Source organism: Enterobacter sp. SA197, from assembly GCF_054131575.1.
On record NZ_CP096393.1, the window covers coordinates 3,192,582 to 3,208,514 of the forward strand.

Here is a 15,933-nt window from a genome sequence, read left to right on the forward strand (position 1 = left end):
GCAAACTCCCTAGTAGGCCGCTTTATTAACAAAGCCTTTGAAAATCGTCAGAAAAACAATTTTGATATCGAACCACAGGCTCCACTCGCGGATGTATTCCAGGTCGAATTCAATACGTTTTTCCATTTTTTCCAGCGTGTCGGTCTCGCCGCGCCAGCCGTTAATCTGTGCCCAGCCGGTAATGCCGGGTTTAACCTTGTGGCGCAGCATGTAGCCTTCGATCAACTGGCGGTACTGCTCATTGTGCGCGACCGCATGCGGGCGAGGACCGACAATCGACATCCCGCCCGTCAGCACATTGATAAACTGCGGCAGTTCATCAAGGGAGGTGCGGCGCAGGAAGCTCCCTACTCTGGTCACCCGCGGATCGTTCTGTGTGGCCTGGGTGACCACCTTGTCGTTCTCCATCACTTTCATGGAGCGGAATTTCCATACCATGATGGGTTTACCGTCCATGCCATAACGCTTCTGACGGAAAATCACCGGCCCTGGCGAGGTGGTTTTCACCGCCAGGGCAATCCCCAGCAGCACCGGAGAGATGAGCATCAGAATAAGCGAGGCGAGTACGATATCCTCCAGCCGCTTGAGCACGCGGTTAATGCCGGAAAGCGGGGTGTCATACAGCGGCACGACGGGCACGCCATTCACCTCCTCAATGCGTGAATGGAGGATATTAAAGGTGAAGACGTCCGGGATAAGAATAACGGAGCAGGTGGTGTCGGCGAGGTCACGTACCAGCTTCTTAATGCAGGCCGCGTCATTCATGGACATGGCAATGTAAACGTTATGGATCTTGCCGGCACGGGCGTCATCGAGCAGTTGATCAAAGTTCCCTACCCAGTCATTACTCACCCCGCCGGGTTTTGCATCATGGTAAACCCCAATCACCTCGTACCCCAGCCAGGGTTCATTGCGAAAACTGTCAAGCAGCGCCTGGCCCGCAGGGAGGTCGCCTACTACCGCAACACGACGGGTGTTGTAACCATGATTACGCAGCCAGCCTGCCGCAAAGCGGATCACGCCACGGCAGATGATTAGGCCTGAGCTACTGAGTAAATACCATGCGAAGTAGAGGGCAAAGGTGTTGTTGATTTCGCTGCGAAAGGCCACCAGACCTGCGCTGAAGATAAAGCTGAGCGTCCAGTTTTGCAGCAGCAAAACCAGTTCGGTCATAAAACGCACGCCACGCCATGAACGATAAAAATCGGTCATGCCGCCAATCATCTGGAAAACCACCAGCGTAATCAGGGCCATCACCAGATGCTGATAAAAGAACGGCAACGCATTGAGTCTACAGACCACATATAGCCCACCGAACATGATGGTGATGTCTGAAAATCGCTGCACGATTGAGATTAACGATGCATTCGTTCTGGCCCGGTCGCGCTTTTTTAGATTTGTCATCGTCTTACCTGTTCATAAGTTCTGCCCCCGCCCCTCCCCGCTCATCACGCAGAGGAGGAGGCGTGGGGGAGAAACATGGGTTACTGATTCAGCAGTGCCAGAATGTCCTGTGTTCGCGCCTCCATCAGCGCCACATTGCCACGTGATTCAACGTTGAGGCGCACCACCGGCTCGGTGTTGGAGGAGCGTAAATTAAAGCGCCAGTCCGGGAAGGTCATGCTGATGCCGTCGGTTCTGTCGACACTGAGCGCACTGGCCTTAAAGTGCTGTTCTACCCGCGAGATAGCCTCCGCAGGCTTCACCAGTGTGCTGTTGATTTCACCGCTTGCCGGGAAGGCGAGCATGCGATCCTGAACCAGTTCGGCCAGGGTCTTACCCTGCAGGCAGAGCAGTTCGGCCACCAGTAACCACGGGATCATGCCGCTGTCGCAATAGGCAAAATCGCGGAAATAGTGGTGTGCGCTCATCTCACCGCCGTAAATGGCGTCTTCGTGGCGCATACGCTCTTTAATAAAGGCATGACCGGTTTTCGACATGACCGGCTCGCCGCCAGCGGCCTTAACCACATCCACCGTGTTCCAGGAAAGACGCGGGTCGTGGATGATTTTGGCGCCGGGGTGCTTTTCAAGAAACGCCTGCGCCAGCAGACCCACGATGTAGTAGCCCTCGATAAACTGCCCTGCGCCATCAAAGAAGAAGCAGCGATCAAAATCACCGTCAAAGGCGATACCGAGATCTGCCCGGTGTTCAATCACCGCATTACGGGTGTCATCACGGCACTCCGGCAGCAAGGGATTAGGAATACCGTTGGGGAAGGTGCCATCCGGGGTGTTATGGATTTTAATAAAGGTGACCGGGATGTTCCGGGCCTTGAAACGCGCTTCCAGCGCGTCAATGACCGGGCCTGCTGCACCGTTGCCGGCGTTAATGACCAGTCGTAGCGGCGTGAAATTGGCCAGAGAGACATAGCTCAGCAGATGGTCAATGTAGGCCTCGCGCAGAGAGATTTTCTCATAGCTGCCGCGTTTACCGGGATCGACCAACGGGAAGTCGTTCGCTTCTGCCAGACGCTGGACGTCACGCAGACCGGTGTCGCCACTAATGGGGCGCGCACCCTGACGCACCAGCTTCATCCCGTTGTAATCCATAGGATTATGGCTGGCGGTCACTTCAATTCCGCCATCCACGCCGAGATGGAAGGTGGCGAAATAAATCTCTTCAGTGCCGGAAAGCCCGATATCCAGCACATCAACACCCGCATCCTGCAACCCTTTCGCCAGCGCCAGTTTTAACGCTTCACTGGTTAAACGGACGTCGCCGCCCAGTACGATGGTTTTCGGCTTTAAATATTCGCCGTAAGCGCGGCCAATGCGCCAGGCAATATCTTCATTGAGTTCTGAACCCAGCTTGCCGCGAATATCGTAAGCTTTGAAACAGGTTAATTTTTCCATTATTACCTCGTTTTCAGGCAACAGTCGGCCCTCTCCGCTGCGGAGAATTAATCAAAATTATCAATTTTTTATATCCACTCTTTACGCGTCACTGGTGGGGTGCGGCTCCCTGGCTTCCCGGACGCTCAGTCAACACCGTGACCTGCGTGAGAAAAAGCGCTCCCCCCTGCGGCGTAAAAGAGGTTGGACAGAATCAAATACGTCCGTATCGATCTTCAAAGCGCACAATGTCGTCCTCTTCGAGATAAGAACCCGAACGCACTTCAATCAAATCGAGCGGAATTTTGCCTGGATTTTCCAGGCAGTGCCGGGCACCGAGGGGAATATAAATCGATTCGTTTTCGCCCAGCAGCTTCACCTCTTCATCGATGGTGACTTTAGCCGTCCCCGCGACCACCACCCAGTGTTCTGCCCGATGGTGATGCATCTGCACCGAGAGTCCCTCGCCCGGTTTCACCGTGATCCGTTTCACCTGATAGCGATCGCCGGCATCAATGGAGTCATATTTGCCCCAGGGACGGTAAACTTCGCGGTGAATATGGTGTTCATGACGGCCATCCGCTTTAATCTGCTCGACCACCTTTTTCACGTCCTGAACGTGATTGCGGTCGGCAATCAGCACCGCATCCTTGGTCTGCACCACCACCAGATCTTTCACGCCGACGGTGGTGACCAGACCGGACTCCGCGTAAACGAAGCTGTTTTCCGTTTCATGACTGATGACGTCGCCGTGATGTACGTTTCCCTCAGGGGTATGGGCACTGATTTCCCAGAGCGAGGACCAGGAGCCGACATCGCTCCAGCCTGCGTCCATTGGAACCACCACCGCATCGGCGGTTTTTTCCATTACCGCATAGTCAATGGATTCGTCAGGACAAGCGAGGAACGGCTCCTCTGCTACACGGATGAAATCCAGATCCGGGTCAGTGACGTTCATCGCCTTTTCGCATGCGCTGTAGATATCGGGACGGTACTTTTTCAGCTCTTCCAGATAGCGCCCGGCACGGAAGAGAAACATACCGCTGTTCCAGTAATACTCACCGCTGGCTACGTAGGCCTGTGCGGTGTCAAGATTGGGTTTTTCAACAAATTGTGCCACGTCAAAGGCAACGGCATCTTCCTCGCCCTGCGCCAGGTCGCCACGACGAATGTAGCCATAGCCGGTTTCCGGCATATCCGGCACGATGCCGAAGGTCACCAGTTTGCCCTTCTCTGCCCAGGGCATCGCCTGACGTACTGAGGTACGAAAAGCTTCTTCATCAGCGATAACGTGGTCGGCTGCCAGCACCAGCATCAGCGGGTCCGCCTCCGGGTTGTGCCGTTTTACCGCCATCGCTGCGAGGGCAATCGCTGGGGCGGTGTTGCGCCCGGCCGGTTCCAGAATAATGTTCTCTGTCAGCTTATTAAGCTGGCGAAGCTGCTCGGCAACAATAAAGCGGTGCTGTTCATTACAGATGACAACAGGGCTTTCACACTCCACGCCCTCCAGACGACAGACCGTGGTTTGCAGCATGGTCAGGTCGCCTTTCAGGCACAAAAATTGTTTCGGGTAGAGCACGCGGGACAGCGGCCACAGACGGCTACCAGAGCCTCCGGCCATCACGACCGGGTACAATTGTGTTTGACTCATGATTTATCCCCATTCCCTTCGTAATTCAGCGTGTCACTCTGCGACGAGGCAGTGCGGGCTTCGCCAGCGGCTGGATCACGACGGGAAATATCAGTCATAAACTGGGTTAAGACGCGCTCTTTTTCGAGCGTGTTTTCGGCATATTCACGTGCCACCGTGTTGTTATGCGGCATCAGCAGCGCCTGCTGGATCCCGGCCGTCAGTGCTTCAACGGATTCGGGCTCGACACGCACGGCAATGCCAGGAAAGGTCTGGCAGAGTTCGCCAAGTTCGGTGCCCGCTTCGGCGGTAATCACCGCATTCCCGCCTACCGCCAGAATATTGGTCAGTTTTGAAGGCAATACCGCGTCTGCGGCGCCGCGTTTCTGAATCACCAGATGGCAGTCAGCCATTTTTAACAGCGCAGGCAGTGCGTCGTAGGGCTGCAGAGGATAAAACCTGACGTTGTCGAGCTTTTCTGCCTGCACCTGTTTTTCCAGCCGGGCTTTTCCCCCACCCTGCCCGACAATCACAAACAGCAAAGGCTGCTCGCGTAGCGCAACGGCGGCGGCAATCACATTTTCCAGCCCCTGCTTTTCGCCAATATTGCCGGAGTAAAGAATGATTTTTTTGTCATCCGGCAGACCCAGCTCACGCTTAAGCTGCATGACGCGGGGAGCGTCGACATCACGAAAACGGGCCACTTCAGACCAGTTCGGGAAGAAGATCACGCGCTCGGCGTTGACCCCTTTCTCGCGCGCCTTGTTCATCATGGAGCGGGAGATGGTAGAGACGTTATCGACATTGCGCAGGTTGCTGCGCTCAAAAGCGCTGGCAAGCTTAGCGACAATGCCGCCTTTGCCTTTGCCAGCCATGCCTAAACCGAGCATGGCATCGACTTCATAATCCTGTATATGCACCAGCGTGCGCGCGCCGGTCAGTCTGGCCAGCAGGCGCATACCCGGTATGCAGAACAGGGTCGGAACCACCCCGATGATGCGATCCGGCTTCCAGCTGCGCTGCGCCATCAACGGGAAAAAACTGCTCACGGCAAAACTCGTCAAATGGATAAGCCGCTTGATGGTCGAGGGCTGAGCGGGAACATACAGCGGGCAGCGCCAGACGGTTGCCGCCCCCGTTTCCCGGCGATAGCGCCAGGCTGACCAGGGCTTAGCGACACGCCATTGTGGATAGTACGGCGGCGCTGTAATTACGCGAACGTCATGGCCCTGCCGGGCCATCCACTCCACCATTTCGCCGGTGTATTTCCCGATACCGGTTAATTCCGGCGACGCGTTGATGCCGTAGACCAGAATTTTCATAGCCCCGGCACCCCACGCGCTTCCTGGAAATAGGCGCGGCTGTTGTCGTGTACCAGCGGGTCAGCAATCAGTACATCCGGCGTCAGCCAGCGGTAGTCGTCGTGCTGATCCTGCGGTAACGCCAGGGTGTCCTGATCCACGCGCAGTCTGAACCCCAGCACAATGTAGTGCGTGCTGAAGTCGCTTCCGGAGAAGTTATCGTCGTAGAAGTGTTGCCAGACGCCATAAAATTCCCCGGCAGACATAGGAAGACGCAGGCCCAGTTCGGCCAGCGTCAGGCGTTCAAAGGCGACAGCCAGCGGCTCATCTTTCTGTACCCGCCCCCCTGGCACGAACCAGTACCCCTGCGCGGGGCGGTTGGTGCGCTTACCGACCAGATACTCCCCATGCGCATTCTCAACGATAAGATCGACAGAAATGAGCGGGGTAGAACGTACTACCGTGGCAAAATCGTCCGGACGTAAAAACATAGTTACCCCCTGAACCGCTGCTGGTTTTCAAGGAACCACTGGTAGGTGCTGGCCAGCCCCTGCTCCAGGGAAATCTCGTGATACCAGCCAAGCGCATGCAGGCGTGTGACATCCAGCAGTTTGCGCGGCGTACCGTCGGGTTTTGTGGCATCAAAGACCACGCGCCCTTTGTAGCCCACCACCTGTGCCAGCGTCTGCGCCAGTTCACGGATGGTGCAATCGATGCCGGTACCCACGTTAATGTGCGACAGCATGGGCTGGGTATTCTCCTGCCACACGCTCTCATCAAGCTCCATCACATGGATACTGGCTGCCGCCATGTCGTCTACATGAAGGAACTCACGCATCGGGGTACCGCTGCCCCATACCACCACATCTGGCGCATTGCTGACGGTCGCTTCGTGGAAGCGGCGAAGCAGTGCGGGTATCACATGGGAATTGCTCGGATGGAAGTTATCGTTCGGCCCGTACAGGTTCGTAGGCATCACCGAGCGATAGTCGCGGCCATGCTGACGGTTGTAGGACTCACAGAGCTTGATACCCGCAATTTTCGCAATGGCATAAGGCTCATTGGTGGCCTCAAGGGTGCCCTGCAGCAGTTCGCTTTCAGCGATGGGCTGGGCCGCCAGTTTCGGGTAGATGCACGAGGAGCCCAGGAACAACAATTTATTCACGTTATGCGTGTGCGCAGCGTGAATGATGTTGCTCTCGATCATCATGTTCTCGTAGATGAAATCTGCCGGGAAGGTGTTATTGGCCACAATGCCCCCCACCTTCGCCGCCGCCAGGTAAACCTGATCGATGCGCTCGGTGGCAAAAAAAGCATTTACCGCAGCCGGGTCAAGGAGATCGAGCGCGTCGCGATTACGCAACACCAGCTCCACCTCCTCCCGCTGTTCAAGCTGGCGAACGATCGCCGAGCCGACCATGCCGCGGTGACCCGCGACAAAGATACGTTTTTTCGTCATGCTCAGGACTCCAGCGCGATGGCCACCTCGTAGCCGTGGGCCCGCAGCAACGAGTGTTTTTTCGCTGCTTCAAGATCGTGTGCCACCATCTCGGAGACCATTTCCTGCAGCGTGGTTTCTGGTTTCCAGCCCAGCTTCTCATGCGCTTTCGTCGGGTCGCCCAGCAGGGTTTCCACTTCAGCAGGACGGAAATAGCGTGGATCAACGGCAACAATCACATCACCTGGCTTCACGCCCGGCGCATCATGCCCGGTAACAGAGACCACAATCCCTTTCTCTTCCACACCTTTACCTTCAAAGCGCAGTTTGATGCCAAGCTGAGCCGCCGCCATCTCAACGAACTGACGCACCGAATACTGAACGCCTGTGGCGATAACGAAATCTTCAGGTTTGTCCTGCTGCAGCATCATCCACTGCATTTTTACGTAGTCTTTGGCATGGCCCCAGTCACGCAGGGAGTCCATGTTGCCGAGGTAGAGGCAGGACTCCAGTCCCTGGGCAATGTTGGCAATCGCACGGGTGATTTTGCGGGTCACGAAAGTCTCGCCACGACGCGGGGATTCGTGGTTAAACAGGATACCGTTGCACGCGTACATGCCATAAGATTCACGGTAGTTGACGGTGATCCAGTAAGCGTAGAGTTTTGCCACGGCATACGGAGAGCGCGGGTAGAACGGCGTGGTCTCTTTCTGCGGAATTTCCTGCACCAGACCGTACAGTTCGGAGGTGGAGGCCTGGTAGAAACGGGTTTTCTTTTCAAGACCCAGGAAGCGAATCGCCTCCAGCAGACGCAAAGTACCCATACCGTCAACGTCGGCAGTGTATTCCGGTGATTCGAAAGAGACCGCCACGTGGCTCATCGCGCCCAGGTTATACACCTCATCCGGCTGCACTTCCTGCAAAATACGGGTCAGGTTGGAGGAGTCGGTCAGGTCACCGTAGTGCAGATGAAACTTAGGATTGCTGGCATGTGGATCCTGGTAAATATGATCGACACGTTCAGTATTAAAGGAAGAAGCACGGCGTTTAATACCATGAACCTCGTAGCCTTTCTCCAGAAGCAGTTCCGCCAGATAAGAACCATCTTGCCCGGTTACGCCGGTGATGAGAGCGACTTTTGACATTTTCTATTCCTCTGTACTTATCAGAAATTATTCAGTTTCTACGCGTTCGCGTATCACCACTGCGGGATTGCCCCGGCAAATTTTGTTTGCCGCAAGCGTCTTAAAAACACTGCTACGCGCACCGACGACCGTTCCGTCGCCAATGCAGACACCGGGCGCAACGAAGACATCCGTCGCCAGCCAGCATTTATCGCCAATCACAATCGGCTGCGCATTAATATCAAAATGCGCGCTCATATAATCGTGACTGCCCGTACACAAATAACACTTCTGCGAAATCACCGAGTTAGCCCCAATAGTAATATCGCCTAAGGTGTATAACACCGCGTCATCACCCACCCAGCTGTAATCGCCAAGGGTAAGTTTCCACGGATAAGTAATTTTCACTGAAGGACGTATTACTACGTTTTTTCCGATTTTTGCTCCAAACAGACGTAGCAAAAAAGCCCGCCAGCGATACATAATTTGTGGCGACCAGGCAAATAAGGTTGACTGTACCGCCCACCACAGCTGAACTTTAATAGCATTGCCGCCCCGAAAGCCTTTCGGCACGGAAAATCCTTGTAATTCTTGCATTATTAACCCTTAGCGCTCGGTGCTATTTTTTCTTATCACCAGGATTTGTTATATAAGGCTTTTGTTTTACCGGTAGTACGTAGCCGTAGGAGATAAGATAATTGCGCCCAAAATCCCGGTACGCGTAATATCTTGCGCTGGACATTGCGCGCATCCTGGCATAATTCCAGATTATTCGAGGTTGACACGCCGCCCATAGAGAATTCGGAAATTAATCCCGTCAGGCGTTTAAACGGAAAACCTGCTTTATACATTCTTGCAGCCAGAGCGTAATCGGAAGAAACTTTATATTGTAAGTCGTAGGGGTAGGTTTTCAGCGCACTTACCGGGAAGAATATCGCCTGATGGCTGGCCGGTAAGCTGTGGTAAATATACCAACCGTGTTTAGCGCCACGGCGAATTTTGGTGCCATCGCCAAAATCTAATAACGCATCGGCAATATACATCGCATTATCACGGGCACCGGCAAGCTGGCGAATCACATTTACGCTGTCAGCGTGCAGAATATCGCCAGAGTTCAGGAACAGCGCGAAGCGGCCGTTCGCCATATCGATACCCTTGTTCATGGCATCGTAAATACCATTATCTTTCTCGCTTACGTAACGTAAGTTGTACTGACCCTTAAGGTTTTCGAGAAATTCTACTGTACCATCCTGCGAGCCGCCATCAACCACAACCCACTCGAACGTCACGTCGGTTGCCTCAGCGAGATGCGCCAGTGACGCCCAGGTTTTCACAATGCCTTCGTAATTTCGAAACGCAACGGTAATAATACTTAGCAGCATGTGACGCACCTCATCAGGAACTCGTTATATTCAGCGCTTTGCGCAGAATAAACGGGCAGACAATTAAAAAAGCGTATTCTGGACTAAAAATCGAACCGGTAAAGAACAACGATATCGGCGTAAAGAGATAAAGCTGAACACGATAATTCTGATTATCACCAAATGCGTTCATCATCATCTTCATGACTTTTATCAGATACCACGCGGTTAATATTACAGCGAACCACGAAAAATAAATTATTAACAGATACAGGCCATTGTCTATGGTTTTACCCACATCCGCACCGTTAAAGATTCCGAATGATGCGACATATTCATAAAGTGAGCCAAATCTTACTACACCATCAACATTGGTCAGGGAATATCCCACCATCACAAGCGGACCAATGATGCGATAATAAGAGGATGAGCCTTCTGTTCCTAGATCACCGAGACGTTCCGCAATATAAGGAAAGGCGAAGACAACCCCGACTACAAATACGGCCAATGAAATGATGGCCAAAGGAAGTTTCTTGCGGATCGCCTCTTTGTTCAGATACTGAAAAGCCCACTCCAGTAAATAGAACAGGATAAATGTCATAACCCCGGAAAACGATCCTGAAAGAACTATCCCTGCCAAAATCATAGCATCGGTCTTTGGCGTTTTGATACCAAACTGTTTGATGCTGAGCCAAATTGAGATTAACGCCAGAGCAAAGAATGCCGGTTCGAAATAAAGTGCAGTGGTTCGCTTACCGCCAAATTTGATAAAATTCAGCACGTAACTGTTACTGTAAATCAGATATTTCGAAATTGTCTCCATCAAACTACTGCCGCCACTGAGAATAATTTGCGCCATTTCGGCGGCCGCCAGCATGACAACCAGCCCTACCACCAGCCAGAAAAAGCGCAATATCTTACGGTGGTTATGGGGCGATATCGTCTTAAAGCGAATACTCCAGACCATGCCAATAATGATAACGATATAGACAAACAGCATGGTTGAGGTGACGTACTTACCAGCATTGAGCGACTGACCAAAGAGGTAGTTAAACAGCGTTAACGCTGCCCCTGCTCCCAGGGCAATCATTAACTTCTTCAGGTTAATTTTGTCTACATACAGCAGTAACAGCAGCGGAAGAAACGTCACAATGGTTATCGGGAAGCTTTCGCCAAGCTGGAGAAGTTTGACGTTCACCAGCAGATAGATAAGCGGCAGCAGAAGATAACTACAGATTCTGATAGAACGAGACATATTCCTCCAGCATCTGTTGACCACTGTAGGCGACGCGGCTGCGGGCGCTGAACGCCTCAAGCGACGTGGCAAAAACAGCCTGGGCAATATCGGCTTTAGACTGTTGCACCAGAGGGAGGATCTCCTCAGCGCGGAAGGTTTTTCCCCCGGATTTATGCAGCACCTCACGCGCTGCATCGCTGTGGGTCGCGATGACCGGTACGCCAATCGACAGCGCTTCACACAAAATGAGCGGGTAATTATCCACTCTTGAGGTGAACAGTAACGCATCCATCTGGTTCAGCTCGCTCATCAGTTGGCGTTTATCGGTCATAAAACCATGATTCACCACGTTGGGACCTTCAAAAGGCGAAAACTTACCGAAGGTATGCAGCTCAACGTTTTCGCCGGTGGCGATGACGTCACGCACCAGTTTCTGGTTGGTCTTCCCGTCATAGCGCAGGTCATGGGCCACCACGGCAATTTTCGGGCGACCGCGCGTCACGGTGACCGGCGACAAATCGGCCAGAATCGCTTCGGTAGCCACATCGATGCCGTTATTGATGATGCGGCAGCGCCCTGCGCCGTAAAGGCTGTTAAAAGCGTCGGCAACATGCTGGCTGGGGGAGATAAACTGACAGCCGAGCGCCAGCATTTCACGAAACCACTGCCGCTTTTGCCCTACAAGACGATGGGCACGATCGACCTTCACCGGCGGATAATTGGTCAGCGTCGGACAGGCCTCGCAGCCGGTTTTCCAGCCCTCACAACCATCAGTGAAGGCGCAGCGTCCGGTCACACTCCAGTGATCGTGCAGGGTCCAGACCAGAGTCACATCCGGTTTATGGGTTTTCACTTTCTGACAGAAGGTGACGACGTCCGCCAGATTGAGCCAGTAGCTGTGCATCACATGAAAATGCAGCACTACCGGGCCGCTGGTACGGCTGACCGTCCGGTAGAGGTTGTTAAGGTTGCCAAACAGGTCGCGGTTAAACAGACGAAACAGCGCCAGGTTGGCAAGGGAGGTCAGGCGCGGTGTCTGCTTTATCACCTGGGGGTAATCATTGTGACTGACGCTTTTCTTACCGCCTTTGCCGTACCCATAAACAAAGCGGGAGTGCATCCCTTTTTGTAACGCGCGCTGATGTAAATCCAGCGCTACGCCAGCGGCGCCCCCTTCAGCAAGGCGCACGTTAAATTGTAATATCTTCATTTAATCACCTTCACGCGGGCTTTCTCGCCCACCACCAGCGCGTTGTCCGGCACGCTGTCCAGAACCACGCTGCCCGCTCCGATAACCACGTTATTGCCGATGGTTATCTCTCCCAGCAGGACCACATTCGCCCCCAGCTCAACCCCGTTACCAATCACCGGGCAGGCGAGTGTCTCTGCCCCACGGTTACCGATGGTTACGCCGTGGCGAATGGTGAAATCATCACCCGCGACCACATGCTTGTTAATCACCACGGCATAGCCATGATGAATGGTAAAACGCCGACCAATGGTCGCCGCCGCCTGAATCTCGTAACCGAACAGACATTCGGTAATGAAACGGTAGGCCAGCAGGATCGGAGCTGCCCACAGGTTGTGCAGGACATTTTTTTTTTCGCCATACCGAGCAGAAGTGAGCGATGCGATACGCCGCCACCATACAGCACGGACGCAAACTCCAGTGGTTGGCGCGAAAATCTTCCAGACGCATTATTTCCCCCGCAGGCCATCGGCCAGACGCTTACCGTTACGCACGGACAAGAGGGTAAATAAGGTGCGCCAGTTCATGCGCTTATTGCGGATTTGATAAAGCGTAAACAGCTGATATTTCTTACTGGCTCGGTCAAATTTGGCTTTGTGTTTACGGTAAAAATGGAAGTAGCCGGAGAACTTTTTCGGCGACGAGGTGATCTGCATTTCACCGTGATTAATGTGCAGGATCTGAGTGGCCTTTTCGATTTTCCAGGGTTCACCGTACTGCTCTACCATGCGCAGAAAAATGTCGTAATCCTGCGCGGCTTTCAGTTGCGTATCAAACAGGCACTCCTTAAAACGCCATGACCAGCTGAACACCTGGTTGCCAACAATGTTGCGCTTGTAGAACAGCTTGCGGGAAAACGGCGATTTCGGGTACAGCGGCAGGCTGGCAGGCTGCGAGTAAACTTCACCCTGACAGACATAGTCGTTGGCATATAAAAACGCCCGCGTTTTAAGATGATGGCAATGCGCCAGGAAGACCGACAGGCGGTCAGGCGTCCATTCGTCATCGTCATCGATGCCGGTAATAAACTGCCCGGTGGCTTGCATAATGGCCTGGTTACGCACGGCGCATGCCCCGGAGTTAAAAGGATTGCGGGTATAGCGCACGCGCGCATCACCCAGCTCGTTCACAAAGCGCTCCAGTTGTTCAAAGGTCGTTGAGCAGTCATCGACAATGATCATTTCCCAGTGGTCATAATCCTGGCGCAGCACCGATTTAATGGCACGAATTGCCAGCTGCTGACGGTTCCACGTCGGCATATAAATCGAGATTAATGGACGTTCTGTGGTCATTTTTTCCCCGACTGTTTGAAGTGTTGTGCGCATATTCCCCTCACCCTACCCCTCTCCCCTGAGGGGAGAGGGAACGGTTTGCGCCTTTCAGCCTCTCCCTCAGGAGAAGAGGAAACGGTTTCGCCTTTCAGCCTCTCCCTCACGGGAAGAGGAAACGGTTTGCGCTTTTCAGCCTCTCCCTCACGAGAAGAGGAAACGGTTTCGCTTTTCCCCCTCCCCAGTTGAAAAGGAAACGGTTTCGCTTTTCCCCCTCTCCCCTGTGGGGAGAGGGAGGGGTGAGGGGTACAGAGCCAACATGGCTTTATCACTTGTTGTCAGATTTATATTCGTACTCGTAGTACCCGTAATCCTGGTAACCGGTCGCCCGGCGGAAGATAGAGTTAAGAATGACGCCCTTAACGTGGATACCGTTCTGCTCAAAGCGGCTAAGGCTTGTCTGCACCTCTTTCACCGTGTTAACCGCGTAACGCGCCACCATCAGCGTGGTACCGGCATGGCGACCCACAATGGCGGCATCGGTCACGGCGAGGATAGGTGGGGTATCAATCAGAACCAGATCGTAATTTTTACTTGCCCACGCCAGCAGTTGCGTAAAGCGTTCGCTCATCAGCAACTCAGAGGGGTTGGGTGGGATCTGACCACGGGGTACCAGGTCGAAATGGGGAATCGACGTCTGCTTGGCACATGTTTCAATGCTGCCTTTACCTACCAGAAGCTCAGAGAGGCCGTTAACGTTGTCCGTACCCAGCAGCTCGTGGCTATACCCTTTGCGCATATCGCAGTCGATCATCAGTACCCGTTTATTGGCCTGACTAATGACCGCCGCCAGGTTGGCGCAGACGAAGGTTTTACCGATGGAGGGGCTGACCCCGGTCATCATCAGTACATTGTTGCTGGCCTGCATCATGGCAAAATGGAGGCTGGTGCGCAGGCTGCGAACCGCTTCAATCGCCAGATCCGTCGGGTTACCCACTGCCAGCAGCTGGCTCTGTTTGTAACGTTTAACCCCTTTGACGGTTTTGACGCTATCACGGGATTTTTGCCATTCCGACAAGGGGATGCTGGCGTAGACGCTGATCCCCTGCTCTTCCAGCACCTGCGGGCTTTCAATCCCACGGTTAAAGAGCGAGCGCAACAGCACCACCACCACCGACAGAATCAAACCAAGAATGATACTCCCCAGTACGATCAGCGCTTTTTTCGGTTTCAGGACGCCAGGCTGGGTGATAGCGGGATCGACAATACGCACATCGCCCACGGTGCTGGCTTCCGTTATCCGCAGCTCCTGCTGTTTATTAAGCAGTTGCATGTAAACCTGCTGCCCGGACTCCACATCACGCGTCAGGCGAACAATCTCCTGCTGCGTTTTGGGCATTGCGGTGACGCGGTTATTGAGTTTTGTTTTTTCATCTTCCAGCGCCTGGCGCTTTTCAAGCAGCGTGCGGTATGCCGGGTGCGCTTTGGTGTAAAGCTTGGAGATTTCTGCTTCTTTAAAGGTCAGTTCATTTAACTGGGCATCAATATTGACCATCGAATCCAGTACCGCTTTCGCTTCCTGGGGCAAATCGACGGAGTCTTTTTCCTGACGGTAGGTATTGAGTTTGTTCTCAGCCGCGTCCAGCTTCCCACGCACATCAGGCAGCTGTTTGTCGAGGAAGGCGAGGCTTTTCGCCGCTTCTTCTGACTTGCGCTGAATATTCTGCTCAAGGTAGTTCTTCGTGATGCTGTTGAGGATGGCACGGATCTGTTCACGATCTTCACCGGTGTAAGTCAGGCTCAGTACGCCAGTGTCTTTGCCGTTTTCGGTGACGCTGAGATTACTCTGCAGATTGTTGATCATCCCAAGCGTAGAATAGCGGGTGACCGTAAATTCGCTGTCGGTCCCTGCGGCTATCTCACTGACGGTAATGCTTACCCCATCTTTTGACAGCATCTGGCCCACTGTACCTTTGGCGCTAAATCCACCGTCGCTGGTAAGCTGGTACTGTTTCGGGCTGAGCACGGTGAGGGTGAAGGTCTGTTCCGTCATGCCCTTTGGCACCTCAAATTGGGTAACCTTCACGGCCTCATTCTGCCGACCCATCAGCCGATCCCAGCCGGAGCCAAATACCGGAAAGGTATTTTTGGTCACTGCAATATCAAGATCCAGATCGTCGACGGTTTTCCCCAGTACCATGCGGGACTGAATAAGCTGAATTTCAGCCTCCGAGGCGGGCGGTTTATTTGCCAGCGCACTGTTCAGGTTCTGAACCAGCGAGTTTCCACCGTCCTGTTCAATTTGTACCAGCGCATCAGCGCTGTAGATGGGTGTCGCAAACAGGCAGTAGATGATGGCGCCGATGGCAAAGAGTGAGGTAATCGCCAGTACCCACCAGCGGGCTTCCACAACGGTGCCAATCAATCGGCCAATGTCGATCTCATCGTTACCCACCGCCGGGGCGGCAGAATGGTGTGTTTTTTCGGTCAT

At 53.6% G+C, this 15,933-nt stretch carries 13 protein-coding genes and 1 pseudogene; all 14 read right to left on the minus strand.

Translation table 11 applies throughout. The annotated features are described in order from the left end of the window. Window positions 1-9: 9 nt before the first annotated feature. Complete coding sequence (gene wcaJ, locus M1D91_RS15165; protein ID WP_437431472.1) at window positions 10-1,404, minus strand: undecaprenyl-phosphate glucose phosphotransferase; 1,395 nt, start codon at window positions 1,402-1,404, stop codon at window positions 10-12. An 80-nt stretch (window positions 1,405-1,484) separates the two neighbouring features. After that, a complete protein-coding gene (gene cpsG / locus M1D91_RS15170; RefSeq protein ID WP_437431473.1) occupies window positions 1,485-2,855 on the minus strand; it encodes a colanic acid biosynthesis phosphomannomutase CpsG in 1,371 nt (456 codons plus the stop codon). 193 nt (window positions 2,856-3,048) lie between these two features. Then, on the minus strand, window positions 3,049-4,485 hold the full coding sequence (cpsB, locus tag M1D91_RS15175; RefSeq protein WP_437431474.1) for a mannose-1-phosphate guanyltransferase: 1,437 nt from the start codon (window positions 4,483-4,485) through the stop codon (window positions 3,049-3,051). Further along, window positions 4,482-5,786: a colanic acid biosynthesis fucosyltransferase WcaI gene (gene wcaI, locus M1D91_RS15180; protein ID WP_437431475.1), complete on the minus strand. Its 1,305-nt coding sequence runs from the start codon at window positions 5,784-5,786 to the stop codon at window positions 4,482-4,484. The genes cpsB and wcaI overlap by 4 nt, the downstream gene beginning before the upstream one ends. Then, a complete protein-coding gene (locus tag M1D91_RS15185; protein ID WP_437431476.1) occupies window positions 5,783-6,256 on the minus strand; it encodes a GDP-mannose mannosyl hydrolase in 474 nt (157 codons plus the stop codon). Before M1D91_RS15185 ends, wcaI begins: the two co-directional genes overlap by 4 nt. 2 nt (window positions 6,257-6,258) lie before the next feature. Beyond that, entirely contained in the window at window positions 6,259-7,224 is a 966-nt protein-coding gene (fcl, locus tag M1D91_RS15190) for a GDP-L-fucose synthase (RefSeq protein WP_437431477.1), read from the minus strand. 2 nt (window positions 7,225-7,226) lie between these two features. Next, window positions 7,227-8,348, minus strand: coding sequence for a GDP-mannose 4,6-dehydratase (gene gmd, locus M1D91_RS15195; RefSeq protein ID WP_437431478.1), 1,122 nt, complete (start codon window positions 8,346-8,348; stop codon window positions 7,227-7,229). A gap of 27 nt (window positions 8,349-8,375) precedes the next feature. Then, window positions 8,376-8,924: a colanic acid biosynthesis acetyltransferase WcaF gene (gene wcaF, locus M1D91_RS15200; protein WP_437431479.1), complete on the minus strand. Its 549-nt coding sequence runs from the start codon at window positions 8,922-8,924 to the stop codon at window positions 8,376-8,378. A 35-nt stretch (window positions 8,925-8,959) separates the two neighbouring features. Continuing rightward, window positions 8,960-9,709 carry a colanic acid biosynthesis glycosyltransferase WcaE gene (wcaE, locus tag M1D91_RS15205; RefSeq protein WP_437431480.1) on the minus strand — a complete coding sequence of 250 codons (750 nt, stop codon included), beginning with the start codon at window positions 9,707-9,709 and terminating at the stop codon, window positions 8,960-8,962. Window positions 9,710-9,722: 13 nt separating this feature from the next. After that, complete coding sequence (gene wcaD / locus M1D91_RS15210) at window positions 9,723-10,943, minus strand: colanic acid polymerase WcaD (RefSeq protein WP_437431481.1); 1,221 nt, start codon at window positions 10,941-10,943, stop codon at window positions 9,723-9,725. Beyond that, window positions 10,918-12,135 (minus strand): colanic acid biosynthesis glycosyltransferase WcaC, encoded by a 1,218-nt coding sequence (gene wcaC / locus M1D91_RS15215; RefSeq protein ID WP_437431482.1) that lies wholly within the window; start codon window positions 12,133-12,135, stop codon window positions 10,918-10,920. Before wcaC ends, wcaD begins: the two co-directional genes overlap by 26 nt. Further along, window positions 12,132-12,624: pseudogene (gene wcaB / locus M1D91_RS15220) on the minus strand (colanic acid biosynthesis acetyltransferase WcaB). The gene wcaC and the pseudogene wcaB overlap by 4 nt, the downstream one beginning before the upstream one ends. Continuing rightward, window positions 12,624-13,466 carry a colanic acid biosynthesis glycosyltransferase WcaA gene (gene wcaA / locus M1D91_RS15225; protein WP_437431484.1) on the minus strand — a complete coding sequence of 281 codons (843 nt, stop codon included), beginning with the start codon at window positions 13,464-13,466 and terminating at the stop codon, window positions 12,624-12,626. The pseudogene wcaB and the gene wcaA overlap by 1 nt, the downstream one beginning before the upstream one ends. Window positions 13,467-13,770: 304 nt before the next feature. Then, on the minus strand, window positions 13,771-15,933 hold the full coding sequence (wzc, locus tag M1D91_RS15230) for a tyrosine-protein kinase Wzc (RefSeq protein ID WP_437431485.1): 2,163 nt from the start codon (window positions 15,931-15,933) through the stop codon (window positions 13,771-13,773).

What these genes read in the sequence shown, in the direction of transcription:
- M1D91_RS15185 (WP_437431476.1), bottom strand. Translation starts at nt 6,256, where the DNA reads ATGTTTTTACGTCCGGACGATTTTGCCACGGTAGTACGTTCTACCCCG.
- wzc (WP_437431485.1), bottom strand. Translation starts at nt 15,933, where the DNA reads ATGACCGAAAAAACACACCATTCTGCCGCCCCGGCGGTGGGTAACGAT.
- wcaF (WP_437431479.1), bottom strand. Translation starts at nt 8,924, where the DNA reads ATGCAAGAATTACAAGGATTTTCCGTGCCGAAAGGCTTTCGGGGCGGC.
- wcaC (WP_437431482.1), bottom strand. Translation starts at nt 12,135, where the DNA reads ATGAAGATATTACAATTTAACGTGCGCCTTGCTGAAGGGGGCGCCGCT.
- cpsB (WP_437431474.1), bottom strand. Translation starts at nt 4,485, where the DNA reads ATGAGTCAAACACAATTGTACCCGGTCGTGATGGCCGGAGGCTCTGGT.
- fcl (WP_437431477.1), bottom strand. Translation starts at nt 7,224, where the DNA reads ATGACGAAAAAACGTATCTTTGTCGCGGGTCACCGCGGCATGGTCGGC.
- wcaE (WP_437431480.1), bottom strand. Translation starts at nt 9,709, where the DNA reads ATGCTGCTAAGTATTATTACCGTTGCGTTTCGAAATTACGAAGGCATT.
- wcaJ (WP_437431472.1), bottom strand. Translation starts at nt 1,404, where the DNA reads ATGACAAATCTAAAAAAGCGCGACCGGGCCAGAACGAATGCATCGTTA.
- cpsG (WP_437431473.1), bottom strand. Translation starts at nt 2,855, where the DNA reads ATGGAAAAATTAACCTGTTTCAAAGCTTACGATATTCGCGGCAAGCTG.
- wcaD (WP_437431481.1), bottom strand. Translation starts at nt 10,943, where the DNA reads ATGTCTCGTTCTATCAGAATCTGTAGTTATCTTCTGCTGCCGCTTATC.
- gmd (WP_437431478.1), bottom strand. Translation starts at nt 8,348, where the DNA reads ATGTCAAAAGTCGCTCTCATCACCGGCGTAACCGGGCAAGATGGTTCT.
- wcaA (WP_437431484.1), bottom strand. Translation starts at nt 13,466, where the DNA reads ATGACCACAGAACGTCCATTAATCTCGATTTATATGCCGACGTGGAAC.
- wcaI (WP_437431475.1), bottom strand. Translation starts at nt 5,786, where the DNA reads ATGAAAATTCTGGTCTACGGCATCAACGCGTCGCCGGAATTAACCGGT.